Source organism: Imperialibacter sp. (assembly GCF_040222815.1).
Taxonomy (GTDB): Bacteria; Bacteroidota; Bacteroidia; order Cytophagales; family Cyclobacteriaceae; genus Imperialibacter.
In genome coordinates this window covers 20,707-36,438 of the sequence record NZ_JAVKCH010000003.1, presented here as the reverse complement: position 1 = coordinate 36,438, position 15,732 = coordinate 20,707, and the positions used below count along the sequence as shown (strand labels likewise).

Below are 15,732 nucleotides of genomic sequence, written 5' to 3'. Positions count from 1 at the left end.
CTCAGCAGGGGGTGCACTGGTAGATTTAACTGTAGCCGGGATAGCCGATGGTGCTTTTAGCTCCACAGATTTGAATATAGCAGTTGACGCTGTAAAAGACGTAAGTGCTGGCACGATAGGCAATGCGACTGCATTGGGTCAAACGGTTGATGACGGCATCGCTCCAACTTTTGTAAGTGCCCAAACAACCAGCCTGACCAATATCAGGGTGACGTTTTCCGAACAAATTACAGTAATGACAGCGGGTGGAGGCGATTTTTCTTCAAGCGGAGGTGACTTCACAGTGACCAGCGCAGTGGTATTTGGAACTAGCCAGGTTGATCTGACGGTGAATACGTTGAGCGGAACAGATTTCACTTCTACCGATCTGGATATAGCTGTTGATGCCGTGAAGGATGTCGGGGCATTGACCAATGGCATAGCAGCGATAGCAGATCGAACGGTAGCAGATGGGGTGGCACCAACGGTTGTCTCGGCTGTAACCAAAGACAACACGCCCGATGGTTATATTGACCAAATCGTCATTACTTTTTCAGAGGACATTGCTGCCGGTTCTATTGATGTAGACGGTGGATCCGATGATTTCTCCGTTGCAGGTTATACCATTTTATCTGCGGCAGTATCTGCTGCCAATGAGGTAACTTTGACACTCAATACTGGTGGCTCTCCGGATACTGGAGTTACCCCAGATGTGGATATCGTCGCTTCTCAGGTGACAGATTTAAATGCCGTTGCAGCCATTGCAGCGACTGTTGGTACCTCAGATGGGGCTGCACCTTACATTGTTTCCTCTTCCGTCCAATCAGCAAATGCTTATTTTGAGGTGGTATTTTCGGAGGTTGTTGTAAAACAGGGCGGCGGCACTTTGACGAAGGCTGACTTCACAACTGCTACTGCGTCTAACGGTGGAGCAACTATTTCGATTGGTTCAACTCTGCAAGACGATCTGGATCAGGACTTAACTGCGACCAGTAGTGCCATCATTCGGTTTATCCTTACTGCGACCCCAACCGTGCTTGACGTCACCGGAGCTGAGACGGTAAGTGTTGCAGTGAATGGTACCAATGTCAAAGACGGCAGCGATAATACGTTAGTAGGGAATACGGGTAACCAGAACTTAAATTTGATTGATGTTAGCAACCTCCTAAGGATTATTAGCGCAGTCCCTCAGCCTGACAACTCGTATGTAACAATTACCTTTTCTGAAGAAGTTTACAGAGACGGTACCAGCGATAGAGTTGTACACATCGCCAATTCGAATAATGGCCAAATAAAAAGGGATGACTATACCAATGGCAGCTCGCTTTGCGATGAAGATGAGCTCTGTTTGATTTACAATGACAATGGAACAGGCGTTGTGATCAATGACAATGATGATGCAGATATCCAGTGGGCCAGGAACCAAAGCCCAAAAAGTATCTTTGGTAATAATGACAACTACTCGGGGCCGTCATTCAGGCTCTATTTGAATGATATAGTTGGTACTCCTACAGGAAAGGAAACATATACATTAAAGGTCAGGAACAACTCCCAGATAAGCGCCAAAGCGGATCCCACCAAATTTATGTTGGACATAGCCGCCAACCAGTTCACATTTTATCTCGCTGATGAGGCTGCTCCTGTTTTCTCACCAAATCCGGTGGCAACAGGAAGTAATGTCATAGGATCGGCGGGCATCTTCAGCTCCGATGAGCTCATCACAATTTCAGCAGACTTAGGAGAGTCTGGGCTGACCGTCACAGCTGATTTGACCAACCTCCTTCTTTCATTGTCTGCAACTCAACCTATGACAGAAGTAGGAGCTACGGGCGTTTATACTTACCAATTGCCCATTCCTGCCAAGTTCTTAAACAATGGGGTAAGAAATATACCAATCACGGCGACCGACGCAAGCGTTAACCTTAACTCCACAACTAATTCGACGCTTAATGTGACAGTTGACAGTCAGGGGCCTGCACTTACAGTGTATTCTCTGATTACGATAGACCAAACCCCTCTTTTGGAAGGTCTTGCTACCGGTGCTGCATCTGTTAGCATTACTATCGATGGCCCGGGCGGCCCTTATGGCCCCTACGTATCAGGAGGTGCTGTTACGCTTTCAGGTGGTAGCTGGTCCCTGAACGTGCCGACTACCCTGCCTCTTGGAACCTTCAGTGTTAACGTAACCGGCCTCGACGCCGAATCAAACAGTTCGGCCGACCTTACCGACAACGAACTCCTGATTTCAAACGGGGTTAATATCACAGACTTAGACCTTACCCAAATATGTGTGGATGGTGGGTACCAGACAGGGTCTTTTGCCATTACCGAAACACAAGATGGTGATATTCAGCAAGGCACGAGTAAGGTGTTCAGTGTTCAATTGCCCAATGGGTTTGTTTTCAATACTGCGGTGATACCGACATTTACGGATACACAAGGCGGTGGCAACCCTGTCACAGGCTCTGTGAGCTTCCCGGCCAGCAATGTGCTTCGTGTTACTTACACTGCCAGCGCCGGTAGCCTAGGGCAACTAAATGATATCACGATAACAAACGTGCAGGTAGCCACGAATTTGGCGATTGCCACTGCAACGGATGATTTGCTCAATCTTGGTGGCACAGCTAGTATCCTCGGCTTGGACGTGGGAACAGACCTGGGTGATGTGGGGAGTATTCAACCTGGGGCGCCGGTTGCAAGCACTTCATACTATGAGTTTTACCATTTTAATTCTTCGGTGCCGGCCGCTAATGCAAATCCAATCAATATTACTTCGAACAATGTAGGTCTCCAATGGTATGAGGACGCAGCCTTAGCCATTGAAAAAGTTGCTTTGAACGGACTGACGAATCCAAGTATCACGCAATGGGGATTTGTTGATGGGGTTGATGCAAACAACGGGGTGCCGGATGCCCCCGGAGGGGTTCTTACTTATTGGGTAACACAAACTCCTGCGTCTGGCTGTCGGAGTGTAGCAACCGAGGTCACTGTTGCCTCCATCAGACTTACACAAAGCCCTGCGTCGACTAATTTTGCTTCCAACTCTGAGAACCCGGTAGCATTAGCAGGAGGACTGCCTTCAACGAATCACACAGGTATTTTTAGTGGGCCTGGTCTTGGTTCCCAAAGTGCAGCTGCCAGTGCGGTAAATGTGAACTTCATCCCCAAAACAGCTGGACTTGGTAGCCCTCACAATATCAACTACACGCTTACTAATGACATAACCGGCAAGTCTGTTACCAAAACCAGACAGTTTTATGTGACAACCGCAGTTTCAATTTTTGCTCAGAACACCGACGGAAACCCTGGCAATGATATTGGAAATTCTTACTGTGCAAATGATGGAGTGATCAGTTTTGACGCTTATGATGGTGATATTTCTGGCAATGGGAGATTCTTCTATCGTTTTCAGGTATATCCTTTGCAGAATAATACTTATGACCCACTTCAACCCGAGGATGTTGACTATCCGTATGATAATACAGGGGTTACTGGGACACCTGGCAATAAGCTTGGCTGGTCAGTTAATATTCAATACTATAACAATAAATATGGAGTTGGCAACTATTTCATTGATCGATTTGACTGGAACGGTGTTGATCCGATACTCGGGGGCTCATATTTGAACAACTATGTAACATGGACAATAAACACTATTCCAACACTTACCATTCAAAATCTTTCAAACAGTTATTGTGTAGACGCTGATAGTGAGTATAACATAGAAGCTATTATTTCCAATGCTGGTTATACATCTGCAACACCAATCACTTCTTGGACAGGATATACAATAGAAAGGTCGGCGCTTGCTGGTGGAGGAAGTAAATTTTTTTCTGGCTCAACTATTGATATGGAGGCACTGGGAAACGACCTGGATGTAGGTCTTCCCTCAAGCCTTACTACTGCCTCTTACCGGTTGTATCTCCAGTCTGATAAAACTGAGGATCCTAATCCTGCATCCAGCTGTTATAGTTCGACGACTACGGCAGTAGGGTCTTTTAGGCTGTATAAGGTGCCATCTCCACCTGTCTTAACCGGTGGTGTATACAACTATGATTTTTGTAGCGATGGTGTAGTTGATAACTTTGATTTTGACTTTGAAAGCCCGTTTGTAAATGGTGATATCACATTTACATTTTATGAAGATGATGGCGGGGCGCAAGGATTGCCAGTAGCGCAAAACAGCTCAGGCAAAATCACTCCAGACTTGATTGGTCTTGCTAACCCTTCATCTTTAGTCAACTCCGTGCAGCGGAAAAAGACCGTTAAAGTATATGTTACGCAAACATTTAGTGGATTGTGCGAAGGCCCGGCCAGAGAACTTTTTGTCAATATTTATTATGAACCGCAAGCGCCTACGGTCGTTGATCATCCAGCGTTGGGTACCGGAGAGGTAGTGATTGAATACTGTCAGATTGATGATGTTCAAGACGTTGCAATAAATACAGCCACTTTGGACAACCCTGCGAACTCTGCTTTTAGCTATTTTTCGTGGTACGCTAACTCAGACCTATCCGGCCCAATTTCAACTACAGCAGGCGGAAACAATGCGGTAGCGACTAAGGATGATTTGGGAATCACTGGTATAGGGGAGTACGATTTTTATGTAACTCAGACAGACTATTTGGGTAGTTTTGCCTCTGGGTGCACTTCTTTGCCCCGGAAGATCGTAGTGAAAGTTGTGGCAACCCCCTCTGCTCCCATCTTGGCGTCGGATTATTTTACCTGCGAAGGAACGCTATTGCCAACGATTGTAGCTCCGACCGAGGCTGGAATTACGTACAATTGGTATTACGACAATGGCGATGGGAATTTTACATCAGCTGATGAAGAGCTTAAATCTGAATCGACATCAGTAAGTAATGCTGACCTAGTAGGCGCCGGGATCGGATATAGTGAGAATAGTAGCCAAACTACTGTTCTATTCGTGACGAAGTTAAACGGTGTAAATGAGTCTACGGGCTTTGCCGGTTGTGAAGGTGGATCTACAAAAATTGCAGTGACGGTCTATCCAGAATCATTACCACCAACTATAGATACCGATAATAATGTCAATCATGTAGGTGAAGACCCAATAGCTACAATTGGTGGGATTGATGTCTATGAATTTAAGTATTGCGCAGAGGATTTAACCTCCGACATAACATTTACGCTGGGTGACGGCCTTTTCGACGATTACGATGAAACCCCAGTTTCTGAAACCAGGCGCTATGATTGGTTTCAGGCCTCGTTAGTTGGTGGTGGTACAAGTATAGCAAAATCAGTCGCCACACCGCTTTATATTTCTGGCGTTGAAAGTGACCCTGAACAAAGAACCGCCACAGCCAGTGATTTGTTCTTGACCGGCGGAGCCGCAGTGGAGAGGTATTTTCTTGTAAGTAAAACAACAAATATAAGTGACGATTATGCGGGATGTGAAAGCGATTTTGTCGCCATAAAAATAGTATCTTATAATACTCCGACCACTCCCACCTCCGTAGGTGGGGCTTATGATCAATATTACTGTTTTAATGACCCGCTTAATACAATAACAATGAATAATCCAGGTGGGGCATTCACGTTTAAGTGGTATACTGAGAACCCCTCAGACAATGCCTCAGCGTTAGCTGTTCATACCGGAAGCTTTGCTGATGAGACTATTTTGGCAAATAAATTAGGTGTAGACAAGGCACCTGCCGGACTTGAAAGTTTTAAAGAATACTCTTTCTATGTAACCCAAACGAACAACACTGATAGTGGAATTGATTTTGAAGGGTGTGAAAGCTTGACGAGGAAATTTACAATTACTGTTACTCAAATACCTGAGAAACCTCTTATGCTCAATGCAGTACTTGATGGTGGCAGTTTTGTTTATGCCATTTGTGAAGGGGAGGCGGCACCTACTTTTTCAATTTCAAACAGAGCAGCCGGGGCAGTGGTCCAGTTCTGGAGCAAAGACGCAGTGATAGGAGTCGACGCACCTCTTGCTACTAGTAACAACTTTGCACCTGCAATAAACCTGCAATATGTCCCTAGAGAAGAGGCTTATGAATTTAAGGTGACTCAAACGACCGGAACGGATAATTTTGATGGATGTATTAGCGAACCGCTCACCTTTAAATTCAGGCATGTGCCTACTGCCTCCGCTCCCCACACAGTTGGAAATGATGGATCTGATAGATATGTCTATTGTATTGGCGATGAAATAGTGAATCTACAGATCGACAATGTTTTGGATGGGTTTACTTACAGGTGGTATAGGGATCCTGATAAAGTTAACTTGTTGGGAACCACGACTGTAAATAATAATAGCCTTCCTGTTACCGCAAATACAGCCTTTAAAGCAGATGTGCCAGATACTTACAGTTTTTATGTCACTTCTGAGGAAACAACACAAGGTTGTTCAAGCCTTACAACAACGGAGGTACAAGTAATCATCAATCCACTTCCAACGGTCACAATGACTTTTGACGATGATGATAACACACCTGTGCCAGGTACCTATGCCATTTGCGTGGACAACAGCCCTTTTAACCTTGTAGGCTCTTTGGCGGGAACACTTGTCGGCACCTTTAAGGGAACTGGTATTACCGACAATGGCGATGGAACCGCCACCTTTGATCCTTTGTTGGCAGTCGGCCTTACGGATCCGCAAGAGCTGCCTGCTGATGAAAACCCCGAATTTACGGTTACCTACACGTTGACAAATAGCAATGGTTGTGTCGACTCTCTCCAAAAGGTGGTTCGGGTAAAACCTTTGACAGTTGTTGACTTTTCCAGCACAATTTCTTTTGACGACGAAAATAGCAACCTGTTAGTAGATGTGTCGGAAAGTCAGGTAATTCGTTTTACCGGCAATCAGAGCAATGGTACATTTACCGGCACTGGTACCACTACTACAAGTCTTACCACGGCCGTATTTGCTCCTTTGGCTGCGAGAGGCGAAGATTTGTATGGAGCTAACACCAGTTACCCGATAACCTACGGGTCTTCAGGCACAAATGGCTGCTACAATGAGATTACAAAAACAGTTACTGTGCAGCCCATTCCTCAAATTGATTTAGTGGTGACTGGAGGATGTTCATCGTTTGATATTGATTTAACAGCCAATGTTGCCAACGCAGAAGCGTTAGGTGGTGTTAGCTCAGTAGAATGGACGATTAAGGGAGATGCTTCAAATGCCCAGGAAACGGTGATTGGTGCTGGCATAAACTTCACCTATACTGAGAAACCAACGCCTGGCAACTATATTTTCAAAGCGAAAGTTACGGGGGTTAATGGTGCTGTTAATTCGGCAGAGGTAGTTAGGAATATTGGTAGTTCGCCCGACCCCTATATCGCCTGGAGGCATATCGTGGCTGGTAGCCCCACTATTTTCTCTTTTGATAACCGCATACTTCCTGATCAGTTTTTAGAATATATGAAACTGGAATGGGTAAAGCCTGATGGTAATGTTTTGATTATGGAGCGAATGGGTAATGATGGTACTCTAAATAGTAACGACTCTGCTAGGGTCTACTTTGATGCTGAGTACAAAGACTTTTCTTTCCCCGGAGAAGGAGACTATACAGTGCTGCTTACGATGGTTTCCAGGAATAAGTGCGTTGCCACTACCGAGAGGGTGGTTCATATTTTACCCCTTGTTAGTGTTGGTGAAAATTTTACTCCGCACAGCTTTGAGGCTGGGACTGATGGCTGGTGGGTTGATAATACGCTGCTGTTTACTCCTACGTCCGACAAGTTTTCAAAAGCTATCCGTCCCAATGATTGGGAGACAGGTACCAGCGGCGGACAAAATCTCAACTCAGCCAGTGTCGGGCAGAGGGCGATGTTTACAAAAGCCGGAGGCCTCTATCAAATCAATCAAACCGCATGGGTGATGTCACCTGCTTTTGATCTCTCAGCACTTACACGCCCTATGGTCAGCTTCGATAGGATGTTTCTAACGGAAGCCAGGAAGGACGGTGTTGTATTTCAATACTCTGTCGACAATGGAGATACCTGGAAGGTGCTTGGAAGCTATGAAGCCGAAGAAGCTCAATCGACTGGAGAGAACTGGTATACAATTGACGGCATCTCTTCTGATCCTGGCAGCCAGGATTTTTTCAGCACCTCAAGTAGCAGAGTGGGTTGGGCTGGAACGAGCCTGAAGACCGGCGAGGTAGACTTTACCTACGCATCGGCCCGACAGAAACTGGATCTGATTCCTGGAGACAAAAAGCAGGTTATTTTCCGGTTTGCGTTTGCGTCCAATGCCTCAGAAGATCCGACCGACGAGGGCTTTGCGTTCGATAATTTCTGGATCGGCAACCGGACCAAGCAGGTGTTACTCGAGAAATTTAGCTCAACAACTAATTCGTTGAGCAACAACGTGGACACACAATTTCAGAATGAACTGGCTGTTCTTGCCAATAACAACAATGACATTATTCCGATAGCCTATCATACTGAATTCAAAGGAGGAGAGGGCAGTGATCCGTTTAATCAGCTTAACAAGGCCGATGCCGGGTCGAGGGTTCTTTTTTATGGTATTACCGATGTGCCCACCTCAATTCTCTCAGGCAGCGTGTCGGAAGAAACCTATCGGGCAGCAGGTGCTAGCGGAAGGCCTTTTAGTGATCTGGAGTTATCCAGGTCGTCGCTTCGGGATCCATTGGCAAGTATCTCCATCGAACAGCTAAGTGCCGGTGATACTGATCTCTCGTTCAATGTTAAGGTAAGCAGAAAGGTTTCTACAAATGGAGCTTTACCATCAAGCGGTGAGCATCGCTTGTATGTAGCCATCGTAGAAGATTCTCTTGAGTTTCAGGGCAAACCATATCAAAGTGTAATGCGCAAGCTATTACCCAATGGTAATGGCGAGATCATCAGTGGGTTTGCCGGGCTAAGCACGGAAACAGTGCTAACCTTCCCTTACACCTGGGAAATTAGTGGAAAGCTCGTAAAGGATCCCGATCACTTGAAAGTAGTGGCATTTATTCAGAGCAACGACACTAAGCTGATTTATCAAGCTGCGTCTCTGGACATTAAAGGCAAGCAGGCTACAGAAACCGGCGTCGATCTCCCGGGTGAAATAGCTTCGTCTTACGCTCTTTACCCGAACCCAGCCAATACAGAAGTGGGTGTCAGGTTTGATAGTCAACTAAACAACGACTTTGAATGGAGGCTGATTGATCAGGCGGGAGCTACCATTTCGAACGGAAGAGTCCAGAAGGGGAGTGAAGCGGCAACATTCGACACAAGGTCCGTGCCCAGCGGCATGTACTTTGTGATCATCAGCAATGAAAATGCCAGGTTCGAACCTAAGAAGCTGTTGATTATTCATTGATCAATTGGTGATCTGAGCATAAAAAAGGCGGCGCTTCTCAGAAGTGCCGCCTTTTTTATGCTTTGCAATAGCTTGGCTAGAAGGTCTTTAGCAGTTCACCCAATTCAGCAATGGCTTGGGTGGTAGTGCCGTCTACTTTGCCAACAAGTACCTTTATTTCGTCAGGCTTTTTCCCCTCTTTGGCAAGCGTTTCCAGCTCAAGTACATTAGCTTTTAGCTCCTCTATGCCCATAAATGCGATGGAGGGCTTCATTTTATGAACTATTCGTGCAAGCAGAGGCCAGTCGGCGGCATTGTGAGCGTTTTGCATCTCAGTCAAATTCTCTGGAATAGTCTCGACAAATGCCTCGATCATTTCTTTCATGAATTCAGTATCTCCTTCACAAACTTTTTCCAAATAAGATAAATCTATTATGTTGGCCATATTTTCTTTTTAGCTTTCCAAGTCTTTAAATTTAAGTAAAACATTAGAAATACAGTGAGGTTTAAATGTTTGTTAGTAAAAGTGATGACTCATCGTTTTCAGTAACGCAAATTTTGATATTTTCGCATAAGACATTCATTTCAACAAACGATATCTAATGATACCTGAATTTGAGAAACTTCGTGACGACGAAGTAGAAATTTTGCTAAAGGCACCTGCCTATGTATCGGTGCTGATTGCGGGCGCAGACGATAATATTGATAAGTCAGAGATTCAAAAGGCAATTCAGCTGGCTAAGGTGAAACAGCAGAAAGCAAGGGAGTCGCTGCTAGGCTACTATAAGGCAGTAGGGGAGAGGTTTGAAAACGATTTTATGACCATGATAGAGGAGCTGCCTCACAACGCATCCGAGAGAGGGCCGGCCATCAACAGAGAACTGAAAAAGTTGAACCTCATTTTGCCAAAGCTAAACAAAACCTTTTCTACTGAATTTTATGCCAGTCTGAAGGATATTGCCAAGAAGATTGCTGAATCCTCTGGCGGCATTCTGGGATATTTGTCGGTTAGTTATGAGGAGGCCAAATTGATGGAGTTGACGATGATCAACGACCCGGCAAAGAAGTAAAAACCTATTTGACAATAAACAGCCCAGGCAGTCCCTGGGTTTTTTTATGCTTAACGGAAAGTACATTCTTCCCCCCCTCAGGCTTGTCTTCTTAATGTGGGCTTTTTTTGCTGTGGAAAACTACGTGTCTATTGATCTTGGCTTTCTTGGCATTTATCCAAGGACGCTCCACGGATTGATCGGCATACTTACCGGCCCTATGATCCACGGTAGCTGGATGCACATCACATCCAATACACTCCCTTTACTTTTTTTGGGTGGAGCCCTTTACTATTTCTATGACAAGATTGCCACAAGGGTATTTCTCCAGTGTTATCTTTTCACGGGGATATTTGTATGGTTGTTTGGCAGGCCTTTCTACCATGTTGGTGCCAGTGGATTGATATACGGGTTGGCTTTTTTCCTCATTTCCTTTGGTATTTTTCGGAAGGATTTCCAATCATTGTTCATTTCTATTGTAGTGGTGGTGCTGTATGGCAGCATCATCTATGGGATTTTCCCTTCGCAGCCGGGGGTGAGTTGGGAGTCACACTTGATGGGCGCTATTGTGGGTGTGACAACGGCTTTTACGTTGTCGAAAGTAAGATCAGTTTCCTCGTCCTAGAGTGGGGTAAGCGACTGCATGATCGACGTGACCTGCTCAAGGGTGATTGGCTTAGAAAAAAAGCCTTTTACAATATCGATTTCCTTTGCTCTTGCCCTGTCGGAGTTCAGAAGTGACGAGCTGATGACAAACACAGGTATTTTTTTGGCAAGAGATACCTGAAGATCTACGAAGCCTTCCAGAAACTCCCAGCCGTTTAATGTCGGAAAATTCAAATCAAGAAGGATTACATCCGGCAGATTCTCAGCACTTTTTTTGTGGAGCATGATTTGCCTTAGCGCATCATAAATATCTTCAAAGTCCTCTATCCGACCAATCGAAGGTTCCTTCTCACACAATTTTTTTGTTATGAAACGAAAAGATGGATCATCGTCTACAATGAAAACATGAAATTTCTTAGCTGCCATCCCGGGTCGTTTAATGCTGCCTCAGTGTCCAGAACAAATTGGCTAAAAAAAAGCCCTATCGCAAGACAGGGCTAAGTTATTTTGATGAAAAACGATCTTATCTCTTACCAATTGGGACGTAGTTTCTTTCCACCTCTCCCACATATACTTGCCTTGGTCTGCCGATCGGTTCACTGTTGGCTCTCATTTCCTTCCACTGAGCAATCCAACCCGGAAGCCTTCCCAGTGCAAACATCACAGTGAACATTTCTGTAGGTATGCCAATGGCCCTGTAAATGATGCCACTATAGAAGTCTACGTTAGGATATAGCTTTCTTTCTACGAAATAAGGGTCTTTCAATGCCGCTTCTTCTAACTCTTTGGCTATATCGAGCACCGGGTCATTCACTCCCATTTTCGCCAGAACATCGTCAGCAGCTTTCTTGATAATCTTCGCCCTCGGATCAAAGTTCTTGTATACTCTGTGGCCAAATCCCATCAAACGGAAAGGGTCATCTTTGTCTTTCGCTTTTTCCAACCACTTTTTGCTGTTGCCACCATCTTCTTTAATAGCTTCCAGCATTTCGATAACTGCCTGATTGGCACCACCGTGGAGCGGGCCCCACAGCGCATTGATGCCTGCAGACACCGAAGAGTACAGGCTTGCCTGAGACGAGCCTACGATTCGCACTGTTGATGTGGAACAGTTTTGTTCGTGGTCCGCATGCAGGATAAGTAGCTTGTCCAAAGCGCTGGCAACTACGGGGTCGGCTTCATACTGATCCGCCGGAAGAGCAAACATCATTTTGAGAAAGTTGCCGCAGTAGTCGAGGTTATTGTCAGGGTAGATGACAGGATGCCCCATTTCGTTCTTGTATGCCCAGGCAGCAAAAGTGGGCATTTTGGCGATCAGCCTGATAATACCAAGATTCACTTTGTCCCACGACCTGTTTGGGTCGAGCGATTCAGGGTAAAAAGCGGTAAGCGAACAAACCAATGAAGAAAGTACGCCCATTGGGTGGGCATTGCTTGGAAACCCTTCCAGTATTTTCTTGATGTCCTCATGCACTAGTGTATGGTGCGTGATGTCTTTTTTGAAACTGTCGAAGGTTTCTTTTTTTGGTAGCTCTCCGTAAATAAGCAGGTAGGCCACCTCAAGGAAAGTCGATTTTTCAGCGAGATCCTCTATTGGGTAGCCCCGGTACCTGAGAATGCCCAACTCTCCATCGAGAAAGGTGATGGCTGACGTAGTAGAGCCCGTGTTTTTGAAGCCTTGATCAATGGTGATCAGCCCGCTTTTTGCTCTGAGGCTACTAATGTCGATTGCTTTTTCATTTTCTGAACCCTCAATCACAGGCATTTCGTAAACCTGGCCGTCGTAATGTATTTCAGCAACTTTAGACATTGATTCGAATAAATTTATATGATACTAACGATAAATAATGCTGCCCTAAAATATGTAAAATTATTGGATCAGGAAAGATCAATTATTTCCCAAAATAAGAGGGAGTCCGTCCTTTGCACTGCCAATAACTACAATTTTTGCGTTAGGCGAGTTGGCTAATTGTTGAGTGGCTTCAATACCCCTCATCTTAAGCAACTCGTCCGTCAAACTGCTGTTAATAATTTTGTTAGCGGCAGCTTCGCCTTCTGCACCAATTCGTTTACGTTCTGCCTCACTTTTTTCTCTGTCGAGTCTGAACTGATAGGCCAGTGCTTCCTGTTCTTGCTTCAGCTTATTTTCGATAGCAAGCCCTATTTGCTCCGGCAGTTTGATCGACCGGATAAGAAGTGCTCTCATTTGAATGAAGTTTCCTTCAGCGCCTAATACTGCCTCTGTTTCAGTTTTGATAGCGCCTTCTACCTCTGGCCTTTTGGTTGAGTAAATCTCTTCAGCCGAGAACCTGCCCATTACCTGACGAACGGTAGACCGCACCTCTGGCACAACCAGTCTGTTGACGTAGTCTTGCTGGAATGTCTCCTGTATGTAACCAATTTTGTCGAACATTGGGTGAAACCTCACTGAGATATCGACGCTGATAGACAAACCGTTTCTGTCAAGCACGTCGAGCGTTTCTTCCACCTGATTTTCAGTTACATCATAGGTATACAGTTCATTGTAGGGTGCTTTGACATGAAAACCAGGCATCAAAATATTAGCCTTGTCAATGCCATTTCCAAATTTGTAAAAGATAACGCCTCTTTCGCCCGGGCGAAGTGTGAAGAATATACTTGATGAAAGATAAATAAGAAGAATAACGGCGATAAGTAAGACGACGATGACGGGGACAAAACGACGATTTTCCATGATTTGTGATACTCTTTAAATTTTAGACTCTGTGAATTTTACCGAAAGGTAGGCAACTATATATCAATACACGTTTTATTACAATAAAATTCTGTTTGCTTCAAATAATTTGAGTAGCCATAAAAGATCATTCTGGATAAACTGAAAAACTTGCTTGCGAGCGACCCTCCTTCATTATATCAAACTTCAGTTGAATCACGGAAAAGATAGCTGTAATATCTGACATTGAAAATGATAGTTGTTCGTTTTAGTTAACTTTCAATTACATTTAATGTTTGTGGAAAATCATCAAAGCATTTTTTTCGGATGAAGAGTAAATGGAGGTTCATAGTTGGTGCGGTGGCAGCCGCCGTCAGTTTGGTTGGGTATTGTGCCGATGCGCAGCGTTACAGGCTTGCGTGGTCGGATGAATTCGATTATAAGGGGTTGCCGGACAGCACTAAATGGACCTACGATGTTGGGGATGGGTGCCCTGTGTTCTGCGGATGGGGAGGCTCTGAAGAGCAATATTACACCTACAAGCGAACCAACAATGCGAGAGTTGAGTCAGGCTATCTCGTAATTGAAGCACATCAGGAAAAATTTGGAGACGCTGACTACACGTCGGCCAGGGTAGTTACCCGTGGAAAGAACGAGTGGCTATATGGAAAAATTGAGGTGAGGGCACGGCTCCCGGGTGGCTCTGGCACTAGTCCTGCTATATGGATGCTCCCTTACTTCGACGACAGGCCTGTGAAGTTACCTGAGGACGGGCAGTTGGACATCATGGTACATACAGGTGCTGAGCTGGACGTGATACACGGGATGGTTCACACTTCGGCTTATAATTTGTCTCTTGGTACCGAAAGAATGGGACACATACAGCTAAGCTCGGTCGATAAGAGATTCCATACATTCTCTATAGAGTGGACTCCCACCAAAATCGAATGGTTTGTTGATGGGAAGAAGTACCACAAAGTGGTGGATGACGGTACAGGAAAAGATGGCTGGCCATTTTTTAACCCTTTTTATCTCATTCTCAATTTGTCTGTAAGCCAGGGTCAGGGCTTGGAGTCTACCAGTTGGCCCCAGCGGATGGAAGTAGATTTTGTTAGGGTATATCAACGAAAACCGAAGAAACGGCCTCAGGGAGATGAATTTATGGATGAAGGCTTTTGATGCCTTTTCGAAAAAAGTGCCTCTGAAATGTAAAACTTACATTCGGTAATGTTTAAGTGAGCGCAGTATTGAGGATAAAGGCCTGATTTTCCTCGTGTTTATCCAATTTTCTTACTTGGGTTGTAAATTGCCGTAGATGAGTCAGTTATAAATTTTTTATGGGAGCACCTTTGTGAAGGTTTAAATTATGCTCTCATGATTCGATTCTATCTACTGTTTGTTATTTGCTTGCTCACTGCTAAAAGTTATGGTCAGCAAGTTATTGTTACTGACGACGACAGCTATACCGGAGCTTCGTCGGCTATGTTGGATGTTAAGTCCACTACCAAGGGCTTCCTGCCCCCCCGGCTAACAACCAGCCAACGAACATCCGTTTCGTCCCCAGCCGAAGGGCTTTTAGTATTTGACTCTGATTTTTCGGAACTGATGATCTTTAGGAGTGGCGAGTGGCATGAGGTTTGGAATACCGGAAACTTGCACAGACCCAGCTACGGAGAAATTCACCTCACCTCAAATTTGTCGTCGGTTTTGCCAAGCAAAACATGGATTGGGTTTGTAAGCGGTTCTGCCAGCCAAGCAGCCGGAGGTGATGAATTGACCATTACCGAGGGGTCTTCGGTGAGCGTTCCTGATAAAATAGTAATCGGCTCCGATGGGGCTGGTGTTTATATGGTTCAAGTGTATCTGGCTTTTACAATGTCGGGTATACAAACAGACCGGGAAGTTTGGGCCGAGGTGCATAAAAATGGAGCAACTGCCACTAATCTTACCGCAAAAAAGACAATGAAAACAGGTACGACTGACGTTGGGAGCTTTAGCGGACTGATATCGCTTGCTGCCGGTGACTACCTGGAATTATGGTTTTATGTAAACCATATGAGCAGTACAACCTTTGATGCCACTTCGATGAATTTCATGATTTACAGAATTAATTGAGCGAC

General features: G+C 45.1%; 9 protein-coding genes. 5 read left to right on the top strand and 4 right to left on the bottom strand.

Going from position 1 to position 15,732, the window contains the following annotated elements; all coding sequences use genetic code 11:
• Positions 1–70 precede the first annotated feature (70 nt).
• Positions 71–9,286 carry a T9SS type A sorting domain-containing protein gene (locus RIF36_RS01355; RefSeq protein WP_350149252.1) on the top strand — a complete coding sequence of 3,072 codons (9,216 nt, stop codon included), beginning with the start codon at positions 71–73 and terminating at the stop codon, positions 9,284–9,286.
• A gap of 76 nt (positions 9,287–9,362) precedes the next feature.
• Here the strand turns inward: RIF36_RS01355 and RIF36_RS01350 are convergent, their stop codons facing one another.
• Complete coding sequence (locus RIF36_RS01350) at positions 9,363–9,710, bottom strand: Hpt domain-containing protein (protein ID WP_350119486.1); 348 nt, start codon at positions 9,708–9,710, stop codon at positions 9,363–9,365.
• Positions 9,711–9,867: 157 nt separating this feature from the next.
• Here RIF36_RS01350 and RIF36_RS01345 point away from each other — a divergent pair, with 157 nt between their 5' ends.
• Positions 9,868–10,335, top strand: a complete 468-nt coding sequence (locus tag RIF36_RS01345) for a hypothetical protein (RefSeq protein ID WP_151998670.1) — start codon at positions 9,868–9,870, stop codon at positions 10,333–10,335.
• 94 nt (positions 10,336–10,429) lie between these two features.
• Positions 10,430–10,939, top strand: a complete 510-nt coding sequence (locus RIF36_RS01340) for a rhomboid family intramembrane serine protease (RefSeq protein WP_226940456.1) — start codon at positions 10,430–10,432, stop codon at positions 10,937–10,939.
• Here RIF36_RS01340 and RIF36_RS01335 read toward each other — a convergent pair.
• The 3 genes from RIF36_RS01335 to RIF36_RS01325 all read right to left on the bottom strand — a co-directional run bounded on the left by RIF36_RS01335 (position 10,936) and on the right by RIF36_RS01325 (position 13,633).
• A complete protein-coding gene (locus tag RIF36_RS01335; protein ID WP_350074229.1) occupies positions 10,936–11,346 on the bottom strand; it encodes a response regulator in 411 nt (136 codons plus the stop codon). The genes RIF36_RS01340 and RIF36_RS01335 overlap by 4 nt on opposite strands.
• 97 nt (positions 11,347–11,443) lie before the next feature.
• Positions 11,444–12,730, bottom strand: a complete 1,287-nt coding sequence (locus RIF36_RS01330; protein ID WP_350074227.1) for a citrate synthase — start codon at positions 12,728–12,730, stop codon at positions 11,444–11,446.
• 78 nt (positions 12,731–12,808) lie between these two features.
• Positions 12,809–13,633 (bottom strand): prohibitin family protein, encoded by an 825-nt coding sequence (locus RIF36_RS01325; RefSeq protein ID WP_350119482.1) that lies wholly within the window; start codon positions 13,631–13,633, stop codon positions 12,809–12,811.
• Positions 13,634–13,939: 306 nt separating this feature from the next.
• Here RIF36_RS01325 and RIF36_RS01320 point away from each other — a divergent pair, with 306 nt between their 5' ends.
• Positions 13,940–14,791: a glycoside hydrolase family 16 protein gene (locus RIF36_RS01320; RefSeq protein ID WP_350119480.1), complete on the top strand. Its 852-nt coding sequence runs from the start codon at positions 13,940–13,942 to the stop codon at positions 14,789–14,791.
• A 195-nt stretch (positions 14,792–14,986) separates the two neighbouring features.
• Positions 14,987–15,727, top strand: coding sequence for a phage tail-like protein (locus RIF36_RS01315; RefSeq protein WP_350119477.1), 741 nt, complete (start codon positions 14,987–14,989; stop codon positions 15,725–15,727).
• Positions 15,728–15,732: the final 5 nt, after the last annotated feature.

Bases quoted from the DNA above. Each gene is read 5' to 3' on its own strand.
- RIF36_RS01350 (WP_350119486.1), bottom strand. From the start codon at position 9,710: ATGGCCAACATAATAGATTTATCTTATTTGGAAAAAGTTTGTGAAGGA.
- RIF36_RS01345 (WP_151998670.1), top strand. From the start codon at position 9,868: ATGATACCTGAATTTGAGAAACTTCGTGACGACGAAGTAGAAATTTTG.
- RIF36_RS01340 (WP_226940456.1), top strand. From the start codon at position 10,430: ATGTGGGCTTTTTTTGCTGTGGAAAACTACGTGTCTATTGATCTTGGC.
- RIF36_RS01335 (WP_350074229.1), bottom strand. From the start codon at position 11,346: ATGGCAGCTAAGAAATTTCATGTTTTCATTGTAGACGATGATCCATCT.
- RIF36_RS01330 (WP_350074227.1), bottom strand. From the start codon at position 12,730: ATGTCTAAAGTTGCTGAAATACATTACGACGGCCAGGTTTACGAAATG.
- RIF36_RS01325 (WP_350119482.1), bottom strand. From the start codon at position 13,633: ATGGAAAATCGTCGTTTTGTCCCCGTCATCGTCGTCTTACTTATCGCC.
- RIF36_RS01320 (WP_350119480.1), top strand. From the start codon at position 13,940: ATGAAGAGTAAATGGAGGTTCATAGTTGGTGCGGTGGCAGCCGCCGTC.
- RIF36_RS01315 (WP_350119477.1), top strand. From the start codon at position 14,987: ATGATTCGATTCTATCTACTGTTTGTTATTTGCTTGCTCACTGCTAAA.